Below are 25712 nucleotides of genomic sequence, written 5' to 3'. Positions count from 1 at the left end.
TGGGTTCTCATCGCCAGCATCCGCATGCTCACGCGGCGGCTCGCAAGACCATGAAATCCAACCGATCTTTATGATTCAGGCACTCAGGGCTTGCAGTCCACGCCCCTCACCGCGGCCAGGGGATCGGGGGCGATTTGATGGATTGCGTGCACGGCCTGGCACTCGCCAAGGGTCTGCCGCGCATCTCCCTCATCTGCTTCGAGCGTAACCAGCGCGCGCTCGATTTCTATCGCAAACGCGGTTTTCGAGAGGTCGCGCGGCGGCCGATCGTCCCTCATCCAAGCCTCCATTATCGGGACGGCGATGCATTGCTGCTGGTCAAGAACTGCTGAAATAGCGGGTCAGGTCGCGACCTGACCCGCAGACCGCACACCACCATTGAAACAGTCTGCGCGCCGGTGCCGTAGCTCCGGCAAGAGGACGGTATGCCAGAAAGGAAAGAAAAATGCAGTCTAAGACAAACTTCTCACTACACGCTCTGGCGGGCTCTTTGATGCTCGCCACCTCCCTACGTGCGGTAAGCGCGTCGGCACACGAGGCGACACCGCCAAAGACCGAGCTCTTCAAACCGGGCGTTAGCCTTGCTGCCGGCACCGGCGACAGACCGAAGCTGGAAGGCCGCCGCTCTATGGGGCCTTGGCGACATGACGATGCCTGTCACCACGGGCAGCAGCGAGGCGCAAGCCTATTTCGATCAGGGCCTTCGGCTGACCTGGGCCTTCAACCATACCGAGGCCCGGTGCTCTTTCCAGGAAGCCCAGAGACTGGACCCGAACTGCGCCATGTGCTTCTGGGGCGAAGCTTTCGCGCTCGGCTCGAACATCAATAGGACCGCCGAATGACCGTGCTTCTCGTCAATCCCAACACCAACGGTTCGACAACCGCAGCAATGGTCGAGATCGCGCTTTCTGCGGGGACCGGCCTGGACTTCGCCGGTCGCACCGCGCCTTTCGGTGCATCCATGATCACTGAACCGGAAGCGCTTGCCGCCGGCGCCAGGGCGGTATCAGCATTGCTCGAGGAAGCGTTCGCGCGGCGGGAACCTTTGGAAGGCGTCATCATCGCGGCCTTCGGGGACCCCGGGCTCGACGAGGCACGGCGGCGCCTCACCGTGCCAGTCTGCGGGATCGGCGAAGCCAGCTTCCATGAGGCCGCCGCCGGTGGCCGGCGTTTCGCCGTGGCTACGACGACACCCGCACTGGAAGATGCGATTACCGCCCGGGTGGCGCGGGCGGGCCTTGTTGCGCAGTTCGCCGGCACGATTTTCACGGAGGCGGATCCTGTGGAAGCGATAGCCGAGGAGGCACGCCTGATCGCGTTTCTGAAGGCGGCAGTGGAGAAGGCCGCCCAGTCGGGTGCCGAAGCCGTCATTATTGGTGGCGGCCCTCTGGCAAGGGCGGCTGCTCAATTGCACCGAGTTTGCGCCATCCCCATCATTGAGCCGGTTCCCGCCGCGGCGAGGCGCATCAGGTCTATGATTGGCGAGGGTGCATCAGGCGCGCCGCTGCCGCAATGAGCGAACGGTCCGACCCGCGTGGGCCGATCAGCGAGACGCCGAAGGGCGCATCATCGACCCGGCCGGCGGGCAGAACGAGCTGCGGCAGACCGGCCAGGCCGGCAACGCACAGGAGTTTCATTGCTTCATGCCGGTAGCCGTCGAAGACGGCATCGGGCGCATCCAGGCGGAATGGCGCGTCGTGGACGGCCGGCGCAAGCAGGATGCTGTCAGTGCCCAGAAGTGCGTCCAGTTTCTGCCGCAGCCCTTGACGGAGGCCGTTGGTGGCGGCTTCTTTTTCCGCCGTCATGGCACGCGCATAGGCGTAGCGCTGGTCGAGCCCGCGCGCCAGCGGGATGCGGGCTGCCGTCATCCAGGGCACGACCGAGCGGTTGCAGTCCGCCGACTGGATGTCGCGGAATGCCTCGTAGAGCGCGTCCGCGCCGCCTTCGGGGTAGACGGGAGCGGATTCGATAGTCAGATGGGCATAGGCGCTGTCGAAGATGGCTCTCTGTTTGGGCGCCAGTCTGTCGGCCATGTCCAGGGCCAGCAGAAGGCGCGGCTCTTCCGGCAGGACGGTCTTGTCGTCTCCGAGCATCACTGCGCCCACCGCTTCCATCGTGACCGCGTCGCGGGCAAGGAAGCCGCATGTGTCGAGGCTGGCGGCAAGCTCCATGCAGCCTTCGAGCGGGATGCGGCCATGGGTAGGCCGCAGGCCCCAGATGCCGCAGAAGCTGGCCGGCGCGCGCACCGACCCGCCCGTGTCCGTGCCGATGCCGATATCGGCGAGGCCGGCGGCAACGGCAACGGCGGAGCCGGAAGACGAGCCGCCCGGAATGCGGTCCGGCGCGGCGGGGTTCACCGGTGTGCCGAAATGTGGGTTCATGCCGTAGAGCGACCAGGCCAGTTCGTCCGTATGCGTCTTGCCGACGAAGCGGGCGCCGGCGTCGAACACGCGCTGGATGGCGGGAGCCGTCGCGACCTTGGCCTCGCTTTCGGCGAGCTTCAGCGGGCAACCGCATCCGGTACGATAGCCCGCGACGTCGAAGATATCCTTGACCGCTACGCGTAGCCCGGCAAGCGGGCCGGTGGCGGCGGAAGGAACTTCGACCGGCGGATACGGCACGAAGGCGTGGAAAGGATCGTCTTGCAGCAACATCGAAATGCCTATTGAGCAGCTTCGTGCACGGGCACCTGTTGGGCCGTTGTGAAGGCGCGTTCTCCGAGAACGCAGGCGACGCGCCGCCGGGGCCCCGGCCGGAACACGGGCGGCAGCGCCTTAAGACATGCCGGCGTCACATGCGGGCAGCGCGGCGCGAAGGAGCAGTGATCCGGTTTCGTTGCCAGGGGCGGCGGACTGCCGGGGATGGCCTCAAGGCGCGACCCGCGTTCGGCATCGTGTAGATTGGCGGCCAGGAGGCCGCGCGTATAGGGATGGCGCGGATCGCGGATGATTTCGGCGGCGGAACCTTCCTCGACGATGTTGCCCGCGTACATCACCGCGATGCGGTCCGAGATCTCCACCGCGACGCCGATGTCGTGGGTGACGAATATGATGCTCATGCCGAACTCCTTCTGCAATTCGCGCAGCAGCAGCAACACCTGGATCTGGACCGTCGCATCGAGCGCCGTCGTCGGCTCATCGGCGAGCAGCAGCCTGGGCCGGCAGGCAAGCGCGAGCGCGACCATTGCCCGCTGACGCATGCCGCCCGACATCTCGTGCGGATAGTTCCGCAGGCGCTGCTCCGCCGAGGGAATGCGCACCCGCTTGAGCATGTCGAGCGCCACGTCCATCGCCTGCGCGCGGCTTGCCCCGGTGTGGCGGCGCACCGCTTCTGCGATCTGGTCGCCGATCGTATAGACCGGGTCGAGCGCCAGCGCCGGTTCCTGGAAGATCATGGAGACGGTCTTGCCGCGATAATCGGAAAGCGCCCGGCCTTTCAGTCCCATGACGTCGATGCCGTCGAGTTTCATAGAGCCGCCGATTGCTGTCCTCTTCTCCGGCAAAAGCCGCAAGAGGGCCTTCAGCGTCACGCTCTTTCCGGAGCCGGATTCGCCCAGTATGGTCAGCACCTCGCCCGTGTCGAGGCTGAGGCTGAGGTCATTGACCGCGTGCACGGTGCGTGCACCGGAGAAGCGGACATTCAATCCTGAGATTTCCAACAGGGTCTCACGCATCCGCCGTCTCCAGGCCCGGCGCGCCGGCCATCGTGTGGCCCGAGCGCGGGTCCAGAACGTGGCACGCGGCCATGTGGGCGGCCTCGCCGTCAACCGGCCTCGCGGCCGGTTTCATCGTCGCGCAGACTTCCTCGGCAAAGCGGCAACGCGTGTGGAAGCGGCAACCGGAGGGCGGGTTGATGGGGTTCGGAGGATCGCCCGCCAGCGGCGGCACTTCGGTGCGGTTGTCGGGGTCCATGGAGGGCATGGCGGCGAAGAGGGCGGCCGTATAGGGGTGGGCGCGCTTCTTCCAGAGGCTTTCCACCGGACCGATCTCCACCACCTCGCCGAGATACATGACCATGATCCGGTCGGAGATGAACCGAACCACGTTCAGGTCGTGCGAGATGAAGACGTAGGTCAGGCCAAATTCGGCCTTGAGGTCGGCCAGAAGATTGAGAACCTGCGCCTCCACCGATTTGTCGAGCGCCGAGACCGCTTCGTCCAGGATGATCAGCCGTGGCCGCATGGCGAGCGCGCGGGCGATGTTCACGCGCTGGCGCTGGCCTCCCGAGAGTTCGTGCGGGTAGCGACCCGCGAAACGTTCCGGCGCAAGGCCGACGCGGGCCAGGAGATCGCGCGCGGCCGCATGGGCCTGCTTGGCCGCCACGCCGCGCATCTTCGGACCGAAGGCGATCGTGTCCTCGATGGTCATGCGCGGGTTGAGGGAGGCATAGCTGTCTTGGAACACCATCTGCACGCCAGCCCAGAGCTCCCTGTGCGTCAGTGTGGCGCCGAGCTTGTCGCCGTCGAAGATCAGGTCGCCGGAATCGATGTCGGCCAGTCCGACGAGCAGTCGTGCCGTCGTCGACTTGCCGCAGCCGGACTCGCCGACGATGCCGAGCGTCTCGCCCTTGCGAACGGTGAAGGAAACATCGTCTACGGCCTGGACGGCTCCCTTCCCCCGTCCGAACAGCCCCTTGCGAATGGGGAAATAGCGCTTCAGAGCCCTGGCGATCACGAGCGGCTGTGCCGGACCGCCACGATCGGGCGACGCATTCAGGTCAGTTCCTTGCTGGTCGGTCATGCGGCTAATCCTTCACGTTCATCGCGCTTCTGAGGCCGTCGCTCAGGAGGTTGAGGCACAGCGAGGTGAGAAAGATCATGACGCCGGGCAGGGCGGCGATCAGCGGATCGATGTAGATCGCCGTGCGCAGCGTGTTGAGCATCAGGCCCCATTCCGGCTCGGGCGGGCGCACGCCGAGGCCGAGGAAGGAGAGGCCGGCGGCCAGGATCATGGAGACGCTGGTCAGGCTGGTCGCATAGACGAAGATGGGGCTGAGCACGTTGCCGAGCACGTGCACCCGCACGACCGTCAGGGGGCCTGCCCCGGAAATGCGCGCGGCGTCGACATATTCGAGGGAACGCACCGAGGCTGTGACACTCTCCGCGACGCGGGTGATCGGCGGGATGAAGACGATGGTCAGCGAGACGAGACTGTTGACGATGCCCGCGCCGAGCGCGCCGGAAATGGCGATCGCCAGCAGGATCGACGGGAAGGCGAAGAATATGTCCACCACCCGCATGATGACCGTATTGAAGATGCCGCCGACATAGCCGGCAAAGACGCCCAGCGCCGTTCCGATCGCGAAAGCGAAGAGCACGGGCAGGAGCCCCAGCAGAAGGGTCAGCCGCCCGCCATAGACGAGGCGGCTCAGCATGTCGCGTCCGAGCTCGTCGGTGCCCAGAAGATGGCCGGGCGTTCCCACCGGCTTCAGCCGCTGGATCATGCTTCCGGTGACCGGGTCCTGCAGGGCGAGCCAGGGCGCAAGGATCACCGCTGCGAGAAGGAGGAGGATCAGCGTGCCGCAGGCCATCGCCACCGGGTCGCGGCGCAGCCGCCGGAAAACCTCGTGCCAATATCCCCTGGAACTGCCGGAAACCTCTTCCCGTGCGATTTCCATGGTCGTTTCGGCAGTCACGCTCATGCCATCACCCTCTCTTGATGCGCGGGTCGACCAGGGGCTGGACCAGATCGACGAGGAGGTTGACGAACACGAAGAACAGCGCCAGCACCAGGATCGTGCCTTGAAGAAGCGGCAGATCGCGCTGGAAGATGGCGTTGGACAGGAGGAAGCCTGTCCCCGGCCAGTTGAAAACGGTCTCTATCAGGATCGATCCGCCGAGCAGGTAGCCGAGCTGGAGGCCGACCACGGAAAGCGTTGTCGGCGCGACATTGCGCATGACATGGCGCAATATGCCCGCCCTGCCCATGCCCTTGGCCGCCAGCGCAGTGACGAAATCCTGTGACAGGATATCGCCGACCAGCGCGCGCACAGTACGCGCGACGATGCCCATGGGCACGACGGAGAGCGTCACGGCAGGCAGGATGATGAAGCGCAGATGCTCGACGTCCCATTTCCAGGCACTGGAGCCGCCGGGGCCGGCCCCGGTGGACGGCAGCCAGCCGAGGGTGACGGAGAAGATCACCACCAGCACGATGCCCAGCCAGTAATTGGGAACCGAAACGCCGGTGATCGACAGCGCGGTCACCGCGCGGTCGACCGGCGTGTCCTTGAAATAGCCGGCGACGAAGCCGAAGAGAATGCCGAGCGAGAAGCCGATCAGCGACGCGGCAAAGGCTAGGATCAGCGTGTTGCCGACCGCCCTCATGACTTCGCCTGCCACCGGGCGCCCGGTGGCGATGGAATTGCCGAGATCGCCCGTAAGCGCATTGCCCAGCCAGACAAGGAATTGCACCGGCAGCGGCTTGTCGAAGCCGTAGGCCGCGCGCATGGCGGCCTGCTGCTCGGCCGTTGCGTCGATGGGCATGACCGCCGTCAGCGGATCGCCCGGCGCAATGTGCACGAGCAGGAAGCAGAACACGCTGACGCCCAGCGAGACGGGAACCACATAGACAAGCCGCTGGATGAAATAGGTGAGCATGGCCGGTTTTCCTGAACGGGTGGCTGCATGCCCGCACGGCCGCCACGCGCCCATGCGGAAAGGATGCCGGCCTCCGCGACGACGGCGGAGACCGGCCTAGCGCTGGCTATTCCTCGATCGTGATCGGCGAAAAATCCTGGAACCAGTTCTGCGCCTGCACGAAGCCCTTGACCTTGGGGCTCAGGGCCCGCGGCGCCACGTCGTGGGTCACCATGAGGAAGAGGGCGTCGTTCACATATTTTTCGTGCGTGCGGCGCAGGACCTCGTCCTGTGCCTCCGGATCGAAGGTGGTGCGGATTTCCTTGAAGAGGGCGTCCATCTCCGGATCGCAATAGTGGCCCCAATTGGTGCCGTTCGGCGCGATCAGGTCGCAGGACAGGTGGCGGATCAGGCCGGTGAAGGGATCCTGGATGAAGTAGGAGAAGTTGATCGACTGGGTGCCGAGCGCGCTCTCGCTTCCGGCGCCGGCCCGCCAGATGTTGATCATGGTGTTCCACTCGACCACCTCGAACTCGACATCGATGCCGACCTCGGCCAGGTTCTGCTGGATGAACTCGTTCATCGGCAGCGGCAGCATCTGGCCCGAGCCCGAGGGTGAAATCAGCGCCTTCACCTTCAGCCGGTTGTCGGGGCCATAGCCGGATTCCGCCAGCAGCTTCCTTGCTTCCTCCGGGTCATAGCGCACGTCGAATTCAGGCTCGCCGAACCATTGCGACGACGGCGGCAGGAAGCCCTTCGCCGGCACCATCAGGCCACCCAGAAGCTGCTTCAGGCTTTCCCGGTCGATCGCCAGGTTGGCGGCCTTGCGGACGTTGACGTCGTTCCATGGCGAGCCTTCCATGCGCGACAGATGCCAGGTCCAGTTGTGCGGCAGCGTGTTGGAGACAATCTGGAAGCCATTGCCTTCCAGCGCCGGCACGAGGTCGGGCGCGGGCGCCTCGATCCAGTCCACCTGGCCGGACATGAGGGCGGCCGAGCGGGCATTCGGCTCCGGCAACGGTAAAAGCACCAGGCGGTCAAGCTTGGGCACGCGCGTCTCGTCCCAGTAGTCCGGGTTGGGAACGAGCTCGGCGCGCTCGCGCGGCACGAAGGATTCGAGCTTCCACGGGCCGGTGCCGGATGGGCTGGAGGCGACCTTTTCCCAATCCTTGCCCTGCTCTTCCCAATTGGCGGGCGAGGAGATCATGATCCAGGCAAGCTGGTAGGGCAGGGTGGCGTCCGGTTCCCTGGTGACGATCTCCAGCGTCAGGTCGTCGACCGCCTTGTAGCTCGCGACGGCTGGAATGCGGCTCTTGCCCTGAGCGGCCTGGCGCGGATCGTACTGCTCGGAATCCTCCTTGAGCAGCTTGTCCAGGTTCCACACGACGGCTTCGGCGTTGAACGCGCTGCCATCGTGGAACGTGACGCCCTCACGCAGCTTGAAGGTCCACTTCGTCTGGTCCGCTTCGTCGGCACCCCACTCCACGGCAAGGCCGGGTGCGAGCACGGAAGGCTTGTCGGCGCTGCTCAGATCCCAGTTCACCAGTGCGTCATAGACCGTATAGCCCATGAAGCGCATGCCTTCGCCGCCCTGGTCGGTCTGGCCGGTCGTCAGCGGAATGTCGGATGCGGTCATGCCGATGCGTAAGGTGCCGGCGGCAAACGCATCGACAGGTGCCGCTGCGATCGCGGCGGCAGGCAGGGCGGCAAGGGCGGCGCCCCTCAGGAACTTCCAGATCATATTGTCGTTCTCCTTGTCGGGAATAACCCACGACCGGCATACCTCCCGAATGCCCGTGGTTCCCTGTTTTTAGGCTTTTGAACCCCTCTGTTCCTCCCTTGCGCGGTACGCCGCCGCGAGCACGTGACGACGCGCCGCCTTCCCCTGCGGGGCCATCGTGGCGCCCTCAGTGGAATGGCGATGATTTCTGCGGTTGAGCCGCTCTGGCAGGCGATAGCCGGCAGCAAAGAGCATTGCCGCGTCTACTCGGATCGCGATCCTGTCTTCACCTGTGGCTACACCATCCATGCGAAGGCCTTGCAACCTGCTGCTATTGACTGATGGATGCTCCGGTTCCAGACTTTGGCCCGACCGGTCGGACCAGTAGACGGTATTAAGTGCCTGATGTTTATGCAAGCCTAATTAATAGGCAATTGCGCGTAGAAAGACGTCATTTCCCATGAGCAATGAATTGAACAACGGCAGCAATGGACGGACGAACCGCTCGGTGCCGGCGCGTGTCGCCGAAGCGATCCAAAGGGTGATAGCGGAAGATGGCTTGAAGCCCGGAGACCAGATACCTTCGCAGCGTGTCCTGGCGACAACGCTCGGCGCGTCCCGTTCGTCGGTGCGAGAGGGTATCTCCATGCTGGAAACGCTCGGCATCGTGCGCGTGGAAGTGGGGCGCGGCATCTTCATCGCCGTGCCGGACAAATCCACGCCGGGGGAGAACTGGAGGTTTCCGCACAGCTACTCCCTGCGGGAGGTATATCAGTTCCGCAAGGCGGTCGAGCCGGCCGCGCTCGCGCTCGCCGCGCCACATTTTCGGCAAACCGATCTAGCCGCCATGCGCGCGTATGCGCTCGCGCTGGGCACTGCCGGCAACGCCGGCAACGCGGTGAGCGCGGCCGAGCAGGACAGCCTTTTTCATGACCTCATCTACGCGCGCTGCGGCAATCGCATCTTTCAAGCCCTGCAGGCGCAGATGCGGGGCGCCATTCAGGGCAGCCAATGGGCCCCGATGGTGATCATCGAGAAGGTTAAGGATACCGCCAGGGAACATCTTTTGATCGTCGACGCGCTCGAAAAGAGAGACGTCCGCACGGCCTGCGCAGCGCTGGAAGACCACATCGATGCAGCCGCCAAACGCTGCAACATAACGCTCGCACCGGAATGAGGGCTGCCGTTCCGAACGTCCCCGTAGTGCCCTCGACGCTCGTTGTGGGGAAGAGCGCAGAAGACATCTGCGCGACGTCTATTCCAGCACTTTCTCACAGGGCACGGCGATGCCTGCTTGAAGAAGCCGCCGCGTCCCCTTTGACGATGTAACAACAGGCGAAGAGGATGCCGGTTGTTCAGCCAGGAACGGTGTGCACGACGCGCCGGGAGAGGTCGAAGGCGGTGCCTGCCGCATAGTAGAGCAGGAAAGAGCCGACGACATAGGGCGTCATCACGTCAACCTCCGCGAGCGAGCGGAGAAGCAGCATCACGGTGAGGCCGAACATCAGCCGCGCGGCGGGATCGTGCCGGTTGCCGAGCAATATGCTCGTCTGGCCGGCGATAACGCCTATCAGCAGTATGACGAGCAGGACCAGGCCGATCGTTCCCAGTTCGACGAGCGTCTCGATATAGGTATTGTGGAAGTGGAAGCCTGTCCGCGCCGTGATGTAGAATTCTTCCCAGAGCCGTTCGGCGTCCGCAAAGCCGTGCACCCAATAGGCCTGATAGCCCATTCCCAGTACCGGGTGTTCACGCGCAGCCGCCATGCCTTCCGACCAGAGATAGGTGCGGCCGGTCAGGGTTGCATCCTTGCCGAACGCGCCAAGAACCGCGTCGAAGGCGCCGAGCTGCAGGGCGGCAAACAAGCTGAGAAGTGCAAGGGCGACGCCGGCGGCGAAGAGCAGCTTGCGCGGTATGGGCGCGAATAGCTGCAGCGTGTTCATGGCGAGGCCGGCGGCAAGCGCAATCGCCACGGTGATGACGGAAGTGGCGGATTGCGAGAAGAGAAGGCAGTAGCCGGATAAGGCGCCGACGACGAGCGTTGGGGCCACGAGCAGGCGGCGCTCGCGCAGCAGGACGAGGGCCGCGAAGGCCAGATAGATGCCGAGCGAGGCGAAGAAGCCGAGCTGGTTCTTCGAGGAGAAGGCACCGACGAAAGTATAGGAGCCATCGATCGGGTCGTAGTGATAGCCACCCGCGGCGAGCGAATAGGCAAGCACCAGCGCCACGCCGGCCAGTCCGCCGAAGGTCAGCGTGCGCGGGCTCACGCTGCGCGCCGCGATCAGTGCGCAGGCGATATGGGTTAAATATTGCACTCCTGCCCGGGCGGTCGCGCCGGGTGCTGCCGACCAGAAGGTCGAAAGGAGGGCGAAGACGCCGAAGGCGACGATCCACGGAAGATGCGCGTTGCCCCTGAGATAGCGCCGCGGATCGATGAAGGGCAGGGGCAGCCATAGGGCATAGTAGACAAGGATCGGCACCTTGCCGAAGCGCGTCGAATAGGCAAAGACGAAGAGCGAAACGGCAATCGCGACGACCCCGTATCCGAAATTTCGGTCCGGGCTGACAAAGAGGGCAACGGGGATCTTCATTTCGCGGTTTTCGTGGCGAGCCGCGCTGCAGCTACTGAACCGACGGCGGGACGACGTCCACCTTGATCACATCGCCGGGGCGGATCGCCGTGTTCTCGTCGGCGGCGACTTCCTGCGTTTCCTCGTCAACCGTGCGCACGATCCGGTAGCTCACCTCGGCCGCGGCCTTGTCCATGCTCAGGGCCACCTCCGGTGCCAGCGAAGCGGCTTCGACCATCAGCCCGCGATACATCGCAATCTTCAGGTCCAGCGCCTCGATCGCGGCCTCCGTCTCCTGCAACTGCTGGGCAATCTCCGTCTCGCGATCGTTGCGGAGCGTGGCCGCATCGCGCTCCGCGCGGTTGATGTCCTGCCTGGCCCGCAATTTGGCGGTTTCCATGTCCAGAACCTTGCCTTCCAGGTCTGCAATCGAGCGTTCGACGCTGAGAAGGCGTTGATTGACCACAAGGCCGCGCTCAGCAAGGCCGCCGATCCCCTCGAGCTCCTCCCGCGAAAGCTGGATTTGGCGGTTCTGCGTTGCGATCTTCTTCTCCAGAGATACGATTTCGCCGGTGAGCAGATTCTTCAGATCGTCGAGCGCGGAGAGCGAGCGCTCCATCTGCTCCTCGCGCGCCTTCATGAAAGCCGTCTCCTCGTCGATCAGCCTCTTGCCTTCGGCGCTTCCTGCGAACTCTTCGGGAGTATCGATTGCTGCCTTGTCCTCGGCTTCGGCCATCAGCCGGGCACGGCGCGCTATCAGTCTGTTGCGCTCGGCGGCCAAAACCTCATGGTTCCCATGCGCGTTGATGTAGTCGCGCTCGACCCGCATGCCCTCATTTGGCGCGCGGCGCAGGCCGCCTGCCAAGCTGACAGCTTTCAGCACGGTCAGGCCGGGGTCATAGGCGTATTTGCCGGGGGCCTGGACATCGCCGGAAATGAAGACAGGGCGGAACTCTGCCACCTCGATCGAGGCGTCGGGCCGGCTGAGCAAGCCGAGCGTCTGTTGCAGTTCGTCGCCGATTGTCGCGGCGAGATCTGCGGTCGTCTTGCCGGCTGCCGGGAGCTCCCCGATGAAGGGTATCGATATGGATCCGGACGGACCGACGGTATAGTCGCCGCTGACCGACGACCAATCGCGTGCGGAAGCATCGGCACTTTGCCATTCCGCGACCCGGATGTGCAGCTTGTCCATGGGCCCGAGCAGGTATTCCTCGGCTCCGGCGACCGCCGGAAGCAGAAGGGTCACAACTATGGTCAGCACGGAAACGAGCCGCGAGCGAAGGAGTGGGATGGACCTCTTCGATGTAGCCTTTCCTGCACACGAACCCGCACGATGTGGCATGGCGTCAATAACTCCCGCGTGAGGAAATAACCGCAGGCAGTGTCTTTATGATGATCAGCAGATCGAAGGCGAGCGACCAGTTTTCAACATAGTACTGGTCGAAATCCACACGCTGGCCATAAGAGACGTCGTTGCGCCCGCTGACCTGCCAGAGCCCTGTCAGCCCGGGACGCGCCTGCAGATAATAGACTGCTGCAGGACCGTACATGTCGAGCTCGTCCTGCACCACCGGGCGGGGGCCGACGAAGCTCATCTCGCCGCGCAGGATATTAAGCAGCTGCGGAAGCTCATCGAGGCTCAATTTGCGCAACACTGCGCCCACACGGGTGATGCGCGGGTCGTTCTGCAGTTTGCGTGTCGCATTCCATTCGGCGCGGGCAGCTGGATTCTGGCTCAGATGGGCGGCGAGCACCTCGGAGCCGTTCTCGACCATCGTGCGGAACTTCATACATCTGAAGGTGTTGCCATTCCGGCCGATGCGCGGGTGGGCGTAAAGCACGCGCCCGCCGTCGGAGAACTTGACCAGCAAGGCGAGCATAATGAGTAGCGGACTTAGGAAGAGGATTGCCATCAAGGCGGCGACGACGTCGAAGCCGCGTTTGAATACGCCTCCCAGGACGGGCTTTGCTTCGGCGCCGTATCGGATTCCAACGGATAGATCCGCTGACCCTGTCGCATGCTTCATGTACGTCCCCAGTCAGTGGCAGTCGGTTTAGTGGCGGTCAATGCGAGGCGAATGCTGCAATGCAGCATGATAGCCTGCTGTTTATGTAAAGCACACGATGAAAGTTTGGCAGGATGATAAAATCGGAATCATATTATCTAACGCATCGATACATATCTTGCGCTCTTGAGCGGGTAGGGCTGATACTGGTGCCTTTCATGTATTTTTGAAATGATCACCTTTACTTATTCCACTAATGTTATGTTAAATTAATGTATTTTACTATAAAATTAAGAGAAGAACGAATTTTTGTCGCTGTCCACCGGCGGTAGTCCAGATTAGATCAGGATGTTCAATTGAGCGGGGCGCCATCTTCGTCGACAAGCGCGGCGCAGCACGGACTCCATCTGAAAAAGGGGTTACGAATCCTGTGCGAAGTGGGGCCTCGTATTGCTTCACGCCTCTTGGTTCAATATATAAAGTGATGGACGCTTTGTATTCGAGCCCGCGTCGATGACGTGGAACTCATCGGCGATGTCGACGGCGGCAAGAAGACATGAGCGTTGCTGCGGGAGGAAGGCGAGATGATCTGCCTCGGGCACAAACACGCAAGGCTTAGCCGGGCTTAGACATGTCTTTCCCGCTTTTCCTTCGTGGCATGCTCATTGCCCTTACCGCATTTGCAATCACGACATATATCGTGACGCAATCTGTATGGACGACGTTCGTCTCCACGCTGGCTTGCGCCGTCATTATCCAGATCGGCTATTTTGCAACTATTCTGATAATGGTCTTGTGGCCGTCTCGCGGCGGGGAAAGCGACAACAAAGCTCCAGAAGGCGAGAAAACGGCGGCTTCAATGAAGAGCGGAAAGCCGGCCGGAAGCGCGGATCAGGTTCCCGGCGTGACAAGGTCGTCGCAACTATAGATAGTCAAAGACCTTTATCCGGCTAGTATCGCTCCAATCAATTCTGCAGCTGCAGCATACCTCTGCCGTATTGCAATTCCCCTTTTGTGCGTACACCCTAGCTCCACTTTCTGGGAGGAACCGATCCATTAGTCGTGGTGGCGCCTTATGCGGCGCAGCCACTGTCCAACGTTCGTTATACGAGGTTGACGTGGGTTCATCGGCTCCGGAGATGATGGTGTGTGTGGTCATCGCGGCCAGGAACGCCACCAATACAATTGCCCGTGCCATCACGTCAGCGCTGCGCGAGACGAAGGTGGGCGAGGTGATCGTTGTCGACGATGCGTCGACCGACGACACCGCAGCAGCGGCGTGGCGGTCCGATGACGGAACCGGCCGCCTGCAAGTGTTGCGACTTCCTCAGAACCAGGGGCCAGCTTTCGCGCGCAATCACGCGGTAGCCAACGCCACGGCGCCTCTGATTGCCATACTGGACGCGGATGATTTTTTCCTGACAGGCCGTTTCGACGCGCTTCTCGACGGTGACGACTGGGACTTCGTCGCGGATAATATAATGTTCATCGACGCCGATGACGGTGAGCCGGACGTGCCGCCCTTCGCGCCGGAGCCATACTTCCTCGATTTGCGCGCCTTCATAGAAGGCAACATTGCCGGGCGCGGTGTTCGCCGCGGCGAAATCGGCTTCCTGAAGCCGGTCATGCGCCGTGCTTTCCTCGAGCGCCATGGTCTGCGCTATGACGAGCAGTTGCGGCTCGGCGAAGATTACGACCTCTATGCGCGCGCGCTGGTGAAAGGCGCTCGCTACAAAGTCGTGCGCGCCTGCGGCTATGGCGCTGTCGTCCGGCCGGATTCACTGAGCGGGCAGCACTCCACGGACGATCTGAAGCGACTGTGGGAGGCAGACCAGGCGCTTATCCAATCGCGTTCCCTGCCACAGGGAGCAAGCAAGCATTTCAAACGCCATGCGCACCACGTTCGCACGCGTTACGAGCTGCGGCGGTTTCTCGACGTCAAGGCCGCGTCGGGGCTGGCCGCCGCGACACTGGATGCGTGCGCACACCCGATGTCTCTTCCGAGAATTGCCGGCGGCATCCTTGCTGACAAGGCGGAAGGATTTATGCGCCGGCGCGGGGACCGGCAACGGCAATCGGCGGTTTCGGCCAAGATGCCGCGCTACCTGCTTCGAGGACGTTTGGCGATACCGGATTGAGCGAGATCGACATGGGCCGCGTGGCGTTCTGCGCGGTGGGAGGGCAATATGAAACGGAGTACATCACATGACGATTCAATTGCCGCAAAACATCTCTAGCGGTCGTCCCGACCGGGTTGCGGATTTCCTTCGTCTGGCAGGTCAGCGAGCCCGCCTCGCATTCGATACCGACTACCAGCCTGATCCTGTCTTCGTGCTCGGTACGGGACGTTCGGGCACGCACTGGGTCGCCTGGATTCTCGAACCGCATACGGCGCTGCATACCCTCATCGAAAAGCCGCCCGTCTTCGAGTGGGTCACCGAAATGGCCATCGACCCGACAGCGGAGGACCGGCTTCTGCCTTCCCTGTTGCGGCGTTATCGGCTCGAAGCGGCGAGCGCGCGGCCGAAGCGGCTGCTCGACAAAAGTCATCCGAACATCTGGCTGGCCGAGAAGCTGGCCGAAGCCTTTCCTGCCGGCCTCTTCATCGGTGTACTGCGCGACGTGTTCGGAACTGTGGCAAGCAGCCTGCGTCACGAGGGCGTCCGCTATTGGGCGGAAAAGTGGGACGCATACCCGGTGCCGAACCGCTTTCTTGGCGTCACCGAGGAAAATCGCGAGGACTATGCGCGGATGTCGCTTGCCGGCCGCTGCGCCGTGAGATGGCGCGCGCATCTGCACCGGCTCGATGAGTTGGAGGGTGTGCTTGGCGATCGGATGATCCGGATGCGTTACCACGAACTCCAGACCGAAACGACGCGGGAACTCGTGCGGCTGCAGGAGTTTCTCAGGCTGGACGAGCCGATCCCGCAGCCCGAGGTCAAGTCCGAATCGCTCGACCGCTGGAAGAAGGATCTCTCAGAGGAGCAGATTGCCGAAATCCGCGCCGTAGTCGGGGAAGATGCTGACAGAAGCTGACGGTCCACTGCCTCCACCTTGAAGGAAACTCCATGGCACTACTCAGCTTCCGGACCCGAAATCCGCAGCGCGACCGCGACACCGACCTTGGCCGCATAGACAGGCTGGTTCAATTCCTTCGCCAGTTGCGCGCGGAAATCGATGCTGAGCGCAGCGGGCTCGAGGCCCGCTACGAAAAGGCGCAAACCTCGGCTGCTTTCGCGCTCGAAGCCTTCGAGAACGGCGGCAGCGAGGGGCTCTCTTCGAAAGCTGACGATCTGACGGTGGCGATGCAGCGCTACCACGCACGCGTTGCCGCGCTCGAAAAGCAGATTGCGTTCATGGAAAGCGCCGAGATGGACGCGAAGGCATTTCATGACGCGCTTGCGAGCGCCGATCCGGAAAAACGGCAAGGAGGCACTGATTCCACCTCATCAGGAAATGTTGCTCAGCCTGCACATGATTGATCGGCACGTGGCCCCATAGGGGAGTTCTCGCCTCATTGTGATCGAAATACCAACCACCCTGCGGCCGGACCGAAGACAAGCGCAACCGCAACTGGAAGCATGCGCTGCATCGACGGGAGAATGTGAAAGAATGAATAAGTCGCCTATTCGCCAAGCTCGCCTGCCGCTCGCGTTTCTCTGCGCTTTCGGGACCGTCGGACCATTGCAGGCGCAGGAAGGCGGGGCCTCCTTCGTCGAGGATTTCGACGGCATGGATCGCACCCGCTGGTACGTGTCGGACGGCTGGGCCAACGGTGAGCACCAGAACTGCACTTGGTCGAAGGACCATGTTGCGGTCTCCGGCGGCACGCTGAGGCTCGACTTTACCAAGCGCGAGACCGGCGACCGCGCCTACGCCTGCGGCGAGATACAGACCAACAAGCGCTTCAGCTACGGCACCTACGAAGCCCGTATCAAGGCGGCGGCCGGCTCCGGCACGAACACCGCCTTCTTCACCTATATCGGCCCGGCACACGAGCAACCTTGGGACGAGATCGACTTCGAGTTCCTGGGCAAGGATCCCTCGAAGGTGCAGCTCAACCAATACATTTCAGGCAAGGGCGGAAATGAGAAGCTCGTGCCGGTCCCCGGTGGCGCAAACGAGGGTTTCAACGACTACGCAATCGTCTGGGAGGAGGGCCGCATCCGCTGGTTCATCAACGGCGAGCTTGTGCACGACGTGAACGATCCCGCCCTCGTCCCGACGCACGCGTCCAAGATCTATCTGAGCCTTTGGGCAAGCGACAATATGGCGTCCTGGCTGGGCACGTTCGAACCGCCGGAAGGCACCTTGTCTGCGTATGTCGAGCGTGTCGCCTTCACGGCAGTGGGCGATGACTGTCAGTTCCCGGAGTCGGTCGCATGTGCGCTGGATTGATGTCTCGGACGGGTGCAGCCACCGCAGCGGCGGGATGGTTTGCTGCAGTGCGATATATGATGTTGCGCTGCACTATTATCTTCGATAACAATTGAGTGGGGGGCGGATCGCGGTGATTTTGCCCATGTTGCACGTCCTCTATCTCGTGCACGACTTGTCGGACCCTGCGACCGCGCGGCGCGTGGCCATGTTGCAGGCGGGTGGCGCCGACGTGGTGCCCGCCGGCTTCCGCCGAAACCGCGAGCCCGTCGCCGAAGTCGGAGGCGCCAGGCCGATCGACCTCGGTATGACGCATGATGGCAGGTTCGCCCAACGGCTGGCCGCGATTGCCCGCGCAAATCTGGCGCTCGGCTCGAAGTTCAAGCACACCCGCAAGCCCGATGTGATTGTCGCGCGCAATCTGGAGATGCTGGTTCTCGCCAGACGGCTGCGCGCGCAATTCGGCGGCGATATCCCGATCGTCTACGAGTGTCTCGACATTCACCGGTTGTTGCTCAGGCAGGACGCGGCCGGCCTTGCCATGCGCATGGCCGAGCGCCGGCTCGGTCGTGCCGCCGCGCTCCTCATCACCAGTTCGCCGGCCTTTTTGCGCGAGTATTTCGGGCCATACGGGCAGGTCGATGCTCCGGTTCTCCTCCTCGAAAACAAGGTTCTGGAGGTCAGCGACGCACGGTTTTCTTCGGTACCGGATGCGGCGCCGAGCAAGCCGTGGAAGATCGGCTGGTTCGGCGCGCTGCGATGCCGGCGCTCGCTCGAACTTCTGTCAGCCTTCACGCGGTGTATGCAGGGGCGGTTCGAGATCGTGTTGCGCGGCCGGCCCGCCTATTCGGAGTTCGACGACTTCGAAGCGACAGTCGCCGCCGAGCCGTACCTGCGTTTCGAAGGGCCGTACCGTAACCCGGATGATCTCGCTGCGATTTACAGCGCAATGCACTTCGCCTGGGCCATCGATTTCTTCGAGGATGGGCTGAACTCGAAATGGCTGTTGCCAAACCGGCTCTATGAGGGGTGCCGCCATGGCGCGGTGCCGATCGCCATAGAGGGCACCGAGACCGGCCGGTTTCTCGAACGACACGGAATTGGCCTCTTGCTTTCAGAACCTTCCGCCGATGCGCTCGCAGCTTTGCTCGGCTCGATGGACGCAACGTCCTTCGCCGAACATCGCGCACGCGTGACGGCAAAACCTAGTGAAACCTGGGTCTGCGGCCTTGAGGATTGCCGTGCTCTGGTAGCGCGGCTTGAGGGACTTAAGCGGGCGGGGGCCGCGGATACGTTATTGGAGGCGGCAGCATGAATTGTGAAGCACCCGTAATTGCAAGCAAAGCCGGGCCCGTTAGCCGGCTGCGTGCCATGGTGGTGATACCGTGTCTCAATGAGGAGGCGCATATCGAGCGCCTGCTTCACGGACTGGAGGCAGCGGCTGCCCGGCAGGGAATGCGGATCGTCGTCGCCGATGGCGGCAGCACTGACAGCACCCTCGAAATCCTTGCCCGCATCGCCGAGGCAAATCCGCGCGTCATCGTTCTTCATAACGAACGGAAGCGGCAGGGTGCGGCGATCAATCTTGCCGTTCAGCAGGTCGGCGACGACGTCGATTGCCTGATCCGCATCGATGCCCATGCGGACTACCCGGACGATTTCTGTGATCGCCTGATCGCCGAGGCCGAGACGACGGGCGCGGATTCCGTCGTCGTCGCGATGCTCACCGAGGGCCGCAGCCTATTCCAGCGGGCGGCGGCCATCGCGCAGAACTCTAGGCTTGGAAATGGTGGATCGAAACACCGCCAAGGCGCGAAGGGGCAGTGGGTGGACCATGGCCACCACGCTCTCATGCGTATCGAGCCCTTCCGCGCCGTCGGCGGTTATGACGAGACTTTCGGCTATAACGAGGACGCGGAGTTGGATCACCGTTTGCGCGCGTCCGGGTACCGCATCTGGCTGACCGATAAGACCAGGATGACCTACTATCCGCGCGACACGGTTGCCGGCCTTTTCCTCCAATATCTGAACTATGGGCAGGGCCGTGCCCTCAACATCCTCAAGCACAGTGCGATGCCGAAGCTGCGGCAGCTCCTGCCGGCGATGGTCCTGCCGCTTGCCGCGGGCGCATTACTCGCGCTGTTTCGCTGGTGGGCGGCCGTGCCGCTCTCGCTATGGGTTATCATCTGTCTCGCATACGGCGTGGCGCTGGGCATCGGACAGCGCGATCCGCGCGCACTGCTTGCCAGCATCGCCGTGATGATCATGCATTTCGCATGGTCTGTCGGCTTCTGGCTGCAGATGTTCAATTCCCGCAAACGAGGGAAGCGGACGACATGAGCACCGCATCCGCCATGGCACCGTCGCCGCTGCTGATAGACATCTGCATCTGCACGTTCCGCAGGCATGCGCTCGCAGACACGCTGGCCTCCGTCGCGAGGCTCGACGTGCCGCATGGCGCCAGGCTGCGGGTGATCGTGGCGGACAATGACGTGACGCCGAGCGCGCGGGACCGCGTCGACGCCATGGCCGAAGGTTTTCCACACGAACTCCTCTATATCCATGCGCCCGCCCAGAATATCTCCATCGCCCGCAATGCCTGCCTCGATGCGGGTAGGGGGGATTTCCTGGCTTTCATCGATGACGATGAAACCGTCACGCGTCCCTGGTTGAGACATCTTCTGGATAGGGCTCTGGCGACAGGCGCCGACGCAGTGCTCGGCCCGGTCAGGGCGATCTACGGTCCCGGTGCGCCGGGATGGATGCGGCGGGCGGGCAGCCATTCGACATTTCCCGTCTGGGTAAGGGGGGAAATCCGTACGGGCTATACATGCAACGTCCTTTTGACGGGTTCTTCGCCGTTCGTGAAAGGGCGGCGCTTCGTCCTGGCGTTCGGACGCTCTGGCGGCGAGGATACCGATTTCTTCACGCGGCTTCACGAGGCTGGCGGCAAGATCGCCTATGCGCCCGAGGCCTGGGTTGAGGAGATCGTGCCGGAAAGCCGTGCGCGCTTTTCATGGCTGGCCAAGCGCCGCTTTCGTACGGGCCAAACACACGGGCGGCTCCTGGCCGGCAGATTGGTGGTGGTGCCGCGGCTCGCTCAAGTCGGGCTTGCAAGCCTGAAGGCCGGATATTGTTTCGCTGTCGCTTCCGTCCTCTGCCCGTTCCCGGCTCGGCGGAATCCATCCATCCTGCGCGGCACCATGCATGTCGGGGTAGTGGCCGGCCTGCTCGGCCTGCGTGAGATCCGCCAATATGGCAGCGTTTCTCCGGCAGCGGAGCATGGCAATGCAGCCTGACGTCAGCATCATCATCGCTGCCTTCAATGCCGAGGCGACGCTTGCCGGTGCGATCCGCAGCGCGTTGGGCCAGCGCGAGATCGCCGTCGAGATTCTCGTCGTCAACGATGCTTCCGATGACCGGACGGCGGAAATCGCCCATTCGTTTCTCGACGCGTCGGTAAAGCTCATCGATCTTGCCAAGAATCGCGGCCCGGGCGGCGCGCGCAATGTCGGCCTGGATCAGGCGCAGGGAAATTGGATTGCGGTGCTGGACTCCGATGACACAATGCAGCCGGACAGGCTTGTCCGGATGGTCGAGCGGGCGAAGCGGGACGACGCGCAGGCGGTTGTCGACAATCTTTTCGTAGCGGAGCGGGACCAAGCGCGCCACGAGATGATGTTTTCCCCGCCGGATCTCGCAAAGCTCGGGCAACTCACCCTCGCCGACTTCATCCGCTCGAACCGCATTTTCAAAGCGAAGTACAATTTCGGCTACATGAAGCCGGTCTTCCAACGCTCGTTCCTTGAAGCGCACGGTCTTCGCTATGACGAGAACCTGCGCATCGGCGAAGACTATCTCTTCCTGGCGGCGGCCCTTGCCAAGGGTGCGCGCTGCGCAGTCGAGCCGCAGGCGGGCTACGTCTATAACGTGTGCGGTGGGTCGATCTCCCGCGTTCTCGAAATGCGGCATGTGGAGGCGATGCTGGCTGCCGATGCCGGCTTTGAGCAGGCGTACGATCTGGATTCGGCGGCACGGCAGGCGCTGCGGGAACGCAGTCGGAGCCTTCGTCAGGCGGCGTCCTTTCTGTCAGTCGTTCATCACCTGAAGGAAAAGGCGCTGCTGAAGGCGGCCCGGATCGCGGTTCGCGATCCCGCGGCGCTGCGCTATTTGCGCATGCCCATCGGCGTCAGGCTGCGCCGCATGGCAGCGCAACTGAGCTGGGGAAATTCGCAAGGGCACGGGGAAGTCCAATCTTGAACGGAGAAAAAGGCCAATGCGGAAGGTAAGGAAAGCAGTGATCCCCGTGGCGGGACTTGGCACGAGGTTCCTGCCGGCGACCAAATCCGTACCAAAGGAAATGCTCACGGTCGTCGACCGGCCTGTCGTCCAATATGCGGTCGACGAGGCACTGGAGGCCGGCATCGAGCACATCGTCTTCGTGACCGGACGCAACAAGACCGCGATCGAAGACTATTTCGATGTTCAGCCTGAACTCAGCGAGACGCTGAAGAGAGCCGGCAAATCGAAGCAGCTTGCCGAGCTGGATGAACTGCAGCTTCCCGCCGGCGCGGTGAGCTTCACGCGGCAGCAATCGCCGGACGGATTGGGGCACGCCATCTGGTGTGCACGCGACCTGGTCGGTGACGAGCCCTTCGCCGTCCTTTTGCCCGACATGGTCTCCTATGGCGTGCGGGGATGCCTCGCCGGCGCGATGGAGCTTTACGCCGAGACCGGCGGCAATGTGATCTCCGTCGAGGAGTGCGACCCTGCCCTGACCCACAAATACGGCATCGTCGGCAAGGGAAAGCCCGTCGGAACAGGATTCGAGGTCACCGAAATGGTGGAAAAGCCGGACCCGTCGGTGGCGCCTTCGAACAGCTACATCAACGGCCGTTACATTCTTCAGCCGGACATCTTCTCGCTCCTGGGCAATCAGCAGCGGGGCGCGGGCAACGAAATCCAGCTGACGGATGCGATGCATCGCCTGATGGTAGCGCAGAAATTCTACGCAGCACCGTTCAAGGGCCGGATGTTCGATTGCGGATCGAAGGATGGCTTCATTCAAGCGAATGTGGCTTTCGCATTCGCCCGCTCGGACATCCGCGATCTCGTGCTCGAGCCGATCACGGAGATGGTGTCGGCGCAGGAACTCCGCAGCGACGCGGCATGAACATCGCGAACTGACGGGCGGCGAATTGCCGAAGCAGGGCAATGCGGGTGATTGATGCATCAAAGAAGTCAGCAATTGAACAGCAGTCTCTTCCAGAGCGATGAACAGAAAGAGAATTTCATCGATCTGGAGGTTCTGTTTGCCGCCCTGCGGCGGCGCGCCTGGCTGATCGCGCTCATCACCGCGCTGGGCCTGGCGCTCGGTATTGCTTATCTGCTCATTACGCCGCCCGTCTATACCGCCGTCACCCGCATCCTGATCGACGAGGAGCTGGCGAAATTCACGCAAGAGGAGCAGCCCGTAGCCAACAGCATGCGGACCGATTCCATGATCCTGAGCGAAGTGGAAATTCTCAGGTCCGCACGGCTCGCCCGCACCGTCGTCCTCGCCGAGGGCCTGCACGAGAACGAGGTGTTCCTCAATCCGCCGCAGGCTCCCGTGGCGTGGTTGAAGTCAAGGGTCAAGGCGGCGCTGAGCATATTGGCGCCGCCAAAGCCCGCACAGACGGGCGCGACGGCAGAGGAGGCGGCCATCGGCAAGGCCGCTGCCCTCCTTCAGCGATATATGTCGGCCGAGCGGGTCGGGCGCAGTTTCGCTCTCGAAGTGTCTTTAACCGCCTACGACCCGAAACTGGCCGGATCTATCGCGCGTGCGTATGCCAACGCCTATCTTTCCGACCAGCTCGAAGCCAATTTCGATGCCACTCAGCGTGCCATGGTGTGGCTGCAGAGCCGGCTCGACGAATTGCAGCAAAGCTCGCAGGCCGCCGCGCTCGAGGTCGAGAAGTTCCGGGCCGAAAACGGGCTGACGGCAGCCAGCGGCGAACTGCTCTCCGAACAGCAATTATCAGACCTGAACAACCAGCTGATCCTGGCGCGAGCCGAGACGGCAAATGCGCGCGCGCGCTACGAGCAATACAAGTCCATCATCGAAAGCGGTCCCGAGAATGCCGTGCGCAACGCCACCATCCCCCCGGACCAGCCCAACAGCGCCCTCATCAATGAGTTGAAATCCCGCTATCTGACGATTAGCAGCCGCGCGGAGGACATCGAAGATCGCTTTGGCGAGGAGCATCCGCAGCTCATCAACCTGCACCGCGAACAAGCCGAGCTTGAGCGGCAGATATTCAGCGAACTCCAACAGCTCACCGAGTCCTATCGCAACGAATATAACGTGGCTCTTGCCCGCGAGGAATCGTTGGGCGGCAATGTCGGAACCATGGCCGATGAAAGTTCACAAACGGGCAGGGCCATGGTCAGGTTGCGTGAACTCGAGCAGAGATCGACCACCCTCTCCAATCTCTATCAGACCTACCTGGCGCGCTACGAGGAAGCCTCGCAACAGCGTTCGCTGCCGATCGCAAAGGCGCGCGTGATCTCGGAAGCCGAAAACCCGGTCGGGTCTTCGAGCCCCAGCAAGACCATGGTGCTCGCCATGTCGCTCGTCCTAGGACTTTTCGCCGGCGGCGGTGTGGCGGTGCTGCAGGAGTTTCGGGAGCGCTTCTTCCGTACCGGCGAGGACGTCAAGGACGCACTGGGCCTCAAGTTCCTCGGATATCTGCCGCTTCTCCAAGGGGCCGCACGGAGAGGAAAAAACTCCCGGAGCAAACCGGAGGGCGACAAGGCGATCACGGTTTCGCCCGGCATTCTGCGTGTCACCAAGGACGCGCCGGGATCATCCTTCGCCGAGACCATGCGCAACGCGCGGCTTTCCGCCGATCTTGTGCTGCAGGGTACAAGCAGCAAGGTGATCGGCTTTGTTTCGGTTCTTCCCGACGAGGGCAAGACGACGGCCGCGGCAAACTTCGCCTGTCTCGCGGCCGCTAGCGGGGCGAAGACATTGCTGATCGATGGAGACCTGCGCCACCGCGGCCTGAGCCGAAGCCTGTCGGGAACACCCGGCGGGGGGCTTGCCGAAGCCGTGATGGGCGAGAAGCACTGGCCGAGCTACGTGCGTATAGACCGCAGCATGCACCTCGCCATTCTACCCGCCAACGGCAAGCACTTCGCGCATACCAGCGAGCTTCTTTCGGGCCCCGGCATGCAGCGGCTCATCGAGGAGGCGCGTCGCATGTTCACCTACATCGTGATCGACCTGCCGCCGCTGGGGCCGGTGATCGACGCCAAGGCATTCGAGCCGATGGCCGACGGCTTCATCGTCGTGGCCGAATGGGGTGCCACGCCGCGCGCCCTGCTGCGCTCCACGCTCTTGTCGGAGCGCCGGATCGCTTCGAAGACGATCGGCGTCATCCTCAACAAGGCCGATATGAAGAAACTCTCGCGCTATGCCGCGCCGGGCGGGGCGGAAGGCTACATGGGCCGCTACACCGCCTACTACGGGGATCGCTTCGAATGAGGAGACGTCCTGGATGCGGACGCGCGGCTTTGCAGGAAGCGTCCCTTGCCCCGCCAGATGCGCAAGGCCGTAAGCGGCCCTCCGAGACAGGCGCCGGTATCGATATTGCACCGCTTGCCTTCGAGGCGCGGCTTCGAGACCGGGGTGTGCCCATGTACCACAATTCGCTCGAGCAGATGCGCGCGTTCGTAGAAGGCCGAGCGAACGGAAACAAGCTGGTCGTCCGATTGACGGTCGAGCGGAACCTCGGGACGAAAGCCGGCATGCACGAAAACAACCCTCGGCGTCTCGACCAATACCGGCAGGGACCGGAGGAAGGCGGTATGCGAGCGCGGTATTGCCTTGCGGATGACCGTATCGATCTCGCTTGGCTGGCGGTAGACGTGCGACAGACGGCCATGATCGATGCCGTAAGACAGGAGCGTGGTGCCGGCTCCAAGTTCCAACCACTGCGAAAGCGCGCAGCGCCCTTCGAGGTAGGCGAGCATGAGCAGTTCATGGTTGCCCGTAAGACAGATGCGCTCGAATCCGGCCGGCGGCCGCGCCTCCAGATGGTTGAGTACTTGCGAGGAGGCTGGCCCCCGGTCGACATAGTCGCCCAGCATGACGATCAGCTTTTTGCCCGGCAGCGCTTGCGCATCCGCAACGATCTTTTGCTCCAAATCCAAAAGCTGCTCCAGGCAGCCATGTACGTCGCCGATGGCATAAATCGCGGTGTCCGGCTCGTTCAGCCGCAGCCTTGGACGTCGCTCCGGCGCCGTACGGCTGCTCAACTTCAAAAGGCCGGCAAGTTTATTCATCGGCATCCTCATGGGCCTGTTGTGGCATGCGCCTTTTCGCGGAACCCGGTTTCTTCTTATCCCAAGCGCGCCGGATGGGCGACTGGTCGGAGGTTTCATGCATCAGTGCCTGAGCGACGCTGTATCGAACGGAA

The 25712-nt window shown here is 62.9% G+C and carries 25 protein-coding genes and 1 pseudogene; 16 read left to right on the top strand and 10 right to left on the bottom strand.

What is annotated here, in order from left to right:
* Nucleotides 1-95 precede the first annotated feature (95 nt).
* The 3 genes and pseudogenes from GM910_RS13895 to GM910_RS13885 all read left to right on the top strand — a co-directional run.
* Nucleotides 96-332, top strand: a pseudogene (locus tag GM910_RS13895) (GNAT family N-acetyltransferase); the annotation flags it as partial.
* A gap of 249 nt (nt 333-581) precedes the next feature.
* Complete coding sequence (locus GM910_RS13890) at nt 582-842, top strand: hypothetical protein (protein ID WP_159588146.1); 261 nt, start codon at nt 582-584, stop codon at nt 840-842.
* Entirely contained in the window at nt 839-1516 is a 678-nt protein-coding gene (locus GM910_RS13885) for an aspartate/glutamate racemase family protein (RefSeq protein WP_159588145.1), read from the top strand. The genes GM910_RS13890 and GM910_RS13885 overlap by 4 nt, the downstream gene beginning before the upstream one ends.
* Here GM910_RS13885 and GM910_RS13880 read toward each other — a convergent pair.
* The 6 genes from GM910_RS13880 to GM910_RS13855 all read right to left on the bottom strand — a co-directional run bounded on the left by GM910_RS13880 (nt 1473) and on the right by GM910_RS13855 (nt 8318).
* Entirely contained in the window at nt 1473-2654 is a 1182-nt protein-coding gene (locus GM910_RS13880; protein WP_201285499.1) for an amidase, read from the bottom strand. The genes GM910_RS13885 and GM910_RS13880 overlap by 44 nt on opposite strands.
* An 8-nt stretch (nt 2655-2662) precedes the next feature.
* Nucleotides 2663-3673, bottom strand: coding sequence for an ABC transporter ATP-binding protein (locus GM910_RS13875; protein WP_159588144.1), 1011 nt, complete (start codon nt 3671-3673; stop codon nt 2663-2665).
* Nucleotides 3666-4739, bottom strand: coding sequence for an ABC transporter ATP-binding protein (locus GM910_RS13870; RefSeq protein WP_159588143.1), 1074 nt, complete (start codon nt 4737-4739; stop codon nt 3666-3668). Before GM910_RS13870 ends, GM910_RS13875 begins: the two co-directional genes overlap by 8 nt.
* 4 nt (nt 4740-4743) lie before the next feature.
* The gene (locus tag GM910_RS13865) at nt 4744-5640 is read right to left on the bottom strand and encodes an ABC transporter permease (RefSeq protein ID WP_159588142.1); all 897 of its coding nucleotides are present in this window, start codon (nt 5638-5640) and stop codon (nt 4744-4746) included.
* A 4-nt stretch (nt 5641-5644) separates the two neighbouring features.
* Nucleotides 5645-6598, bottom strand: a complete 954-nt coding sequence (locus tag GM910_RS13860) for an ABC transporter permease (RefSeq protein WP_159588141.1) — start codon at nt 6596-6598, stop codon at nt 5645-5647.
* 106 nt (nt 6599-6704) lie between these two features.
* Entirely contained in the window at nt 6705-8318 is a 1614-nt protein-coding gene (locus GM910_RS13855; protein WP_159588140.1) for an ABC transporter substrate-binding protein, read from the bottom strand.
* 174 nt (nt 8319-8492) lie between these two features.
* Here GM910_RS13855 and GM910_RS13850 point away from each other — a divergent pair, with 174 nt between their 5' ends.
* Both GM910_RS13850 and GM910_RS13845 read left to right on the top strand, forming a co-directional pair.
* Nucleotides 8493-8639 carry a hypothetical protein gene (locus GM910_RS13850; RefSeq protein ID WP_159588139.1) on the top strand — a complete coding sequence of 49 codons (147 nt, stop codon included), beginning with the start codon at nt 8493-8495 and terminating at the stop codon, nt 8637-8639.
* Nucleotides 8640-8757: 118 nt separating this feature from the next.
* On the top strand, nt 8758-9474 hold the full coding sequence (locus tag GM910_RS13845; RefSeq protein ID WP_159588138.1) for a FadR/GntR family transcriptional regulator: 717 nt from the start codon (nt 8758-8760) through the stop codon (nt 9472-9474).
* 178 nt (nt 9475-9652) lie between these two features.
* Here GM910_RS13845 and GM910_RS13840 read toward each other — a convergent pair whose 3' ends face one another.
* From GM910_RS13840 to GM910_RS13830, 3 genes are read right to left on the bottom strand one after another with little or no spacing between them, the layout of a single operon-like run.
* A complete protein-coding gene (locus GM910_RS13840; protein WP_246226120.1) occupies nt 9653-10888 on the bottom strand; it encodes an O-antigen ligase family protein in 1236 nt (411 codons plus the stop codon).
* A 31-nt stretch (nt 10889-10919) separates the two neighbouring features.
* Nucleotides 10920-12209, bottom strand: a complete 1290-nt coding sequence (locus GM910_RS13835) for a polysaccharide biosynthesis/export family protein (RefSeq protein WP_159588137.1) — start codon at nt 12207-12209, stop codon at nt 10920-10922.
* A gap of 4 nt (nt 12210-12213) precedes the next feature.
* A complete protein-coding gene (locus tag GM910_RS13830) occupies nt 12214-12894 on the bottom strand; it encodes a sugar transferase (RefSeq protein ID WP_159588136.1) in 681 nt (226 codons plus the stop codon).
* Between the two features lie 610 nt (nt 12895-13504).
* Between GM910_RS13830 and GM910_RS13825 the strand changes: the two genes are divergently transcribed.
* The 11 genes from GM910_RS13825 (at nt 13505) to GM910_RS13775 (ending at nt 24778) form a co-directional block, all read left to right on the top strand.
* Nucleotides 13505-13801 (top strand): exopolysaccharide production repressor protein, encoded by a 297-nt coding sequence (locus tag GM910_RS13825; protein WP_159588135.1) that lies wholly within the window; start codon nt 13505-13507, stop codon nt 13799-13801.
* A gap of 211 nt (nt 13802-14012) precedes the next feature.
* The gene (locus tag GM910_RS13820; RefSeq protein WP_159588163.1) at nt 14013-15011 is read left to right on the top strand and encodes a glycosyltransferase family 2 protein; all 999 of its coding nucleotides are present in this window, start codon (nt 14013-14015) and stop codon (nt 15009-15011) included.
* A 67-nt stretch (nt 15012-15078) separates the two neighbouring features.
* A complete protein-coding gene (locus GM910_RS13815; protein ID WP_159588134.1) occupies nt 15079-15909 on the top strand; it encodes a sulfotransferase family protein in 831 nt (276 codons plus the stop codon).
* A gap of 32 nt (nt 15910-15941) precedes the next feature.
* On the top strand, nt 15942-16355 hold the full coding sequence (locus GM910_RS13810; protein ID WP_159588133.1) for a hypothetical protein: 414 nt from the start codon (nt 15942-15944) through the stop codon (nt 16353-16355).
* 130 nt (nt 16356-16485) lie between these two features.
* Nucleotides 16486-17271 carry an endo-1,3-1,4-beta-glycanase ExoK gene (gene exoK / locus GM910_RS13805; protein WP_159588132.1) on the top strand — a complete coding sequence of 262 codons (786 nt, stop codon included), beginning with the start codon at nt 16486-16488 and terminating at the stop codon, nt 17269-17271.
* A 124-nt stretch (nt 17272-17395) separates the two neighbouring features.
* Nucleotides 17396-18565 carry a glycosyltransferase gene (locus tag GM910_RS13800; protein ID WP_159588131.1) on the top strand — a complete coding sequence of 390 codons (1170 nt, stop codon included), beginning with the start codon at nt 17396-17398 and terminating at the stop codon, nt 18563-18565.
* A 56-nt stretch (nt 18566-18621) separates the two neighbouring features.
* Nucleotides 18622-19590 (top strand): glycosyltransferase family 2 protein, encoded by a 969-nt coding sequence (locus GM910_RS13795; RefSeq protein WP_281354898.1) that lies wholly within the window; start codon nt 18622-18624, stop codon nt 19588-19590.
* Between the two features lie 14 nt (nt 19591-19604).
* Nucleotides 19605-20549, top strand: a complete 945-nt coding sequence (locus GM910_RS13790; RefSeq protein ID WP_159588161.1) for a glycosyltransferase family 2 protein — start codon at nt 19605-19607, stop codon at nt 20547-20549.
* A complete protein-coding gene (locus GM910_RS13785) occupies nt 20539-21510 on the top strand; it encodes a glycosyltransferase family 2 protein (RefSeq protein WP_159588129.1) in 972 nt (323 codons plus the stop codon). The genes GM910_RS13790 and GM910_RS13785 overlap by 11 nt, the downstream gene beginning before the upstream one ends.
* 16 nt (nt 21511-21526) lie before the next feature.
* The gene (locus tag GM910_RS13780; protein WP_159588128.1) at nt 21527-22423 is read left to right on the top strand and encodes a UTP--glucose-1-phosphate uridylyltransferase; all 897 of its coding nucleotides are present in this window, start codon (nt 21527-21529) and stop codon (nt 22421-22423) included.
* 75 nt (nt 22424-22498) lie between these two features.
* Nucleotides 22499-24778: a Wzz/FepE/Etk N-terminal domain-containing protein gene (locus GM910_RS13775; RefSeq protein WP_343032989.1), complete on the top strand. Its 2280-nt coding sequence runs from the start codon at nt 22499-22501 to the stop codon at nt 24776-24778.
* Here GM910_RS13775 and GM910_RS13770 read toward each other — a convergent pair.
* The gene (locus GM910_RS13770) at nt 24757-25578 is read right to left on the bottom strand and encodes a metallophosphoesterase (protein WP_159588126.1); all 822 of its coding nucleotides are present in this window, start codon (nt 25576-25578) and stop codon (nt 24757-24759) included. The two genes, GM910_RS13775 and GM910_RS13770, sit on opposite strands and share 22 nt — an antisense overlap.
* Between the last annotated feature and the right edge of the window lie 134 nt (nt 25579-25712).

It is taken from the genome of Chelativorans xinjiangensis (assembly GCF_009812055.1).
Classification (GTDB): domain Bacteria; phylum Pseudomonadota; class Alphaproteobacteria; order Rhizobiales; family Rhizobiaceae; genus Chelativorans; species Chelativorans xinjiangense.
Note: the sequence above shows the minus strand (reverse complement) of the source record. Positions and strands in the feature narration are given on the sequence as shown.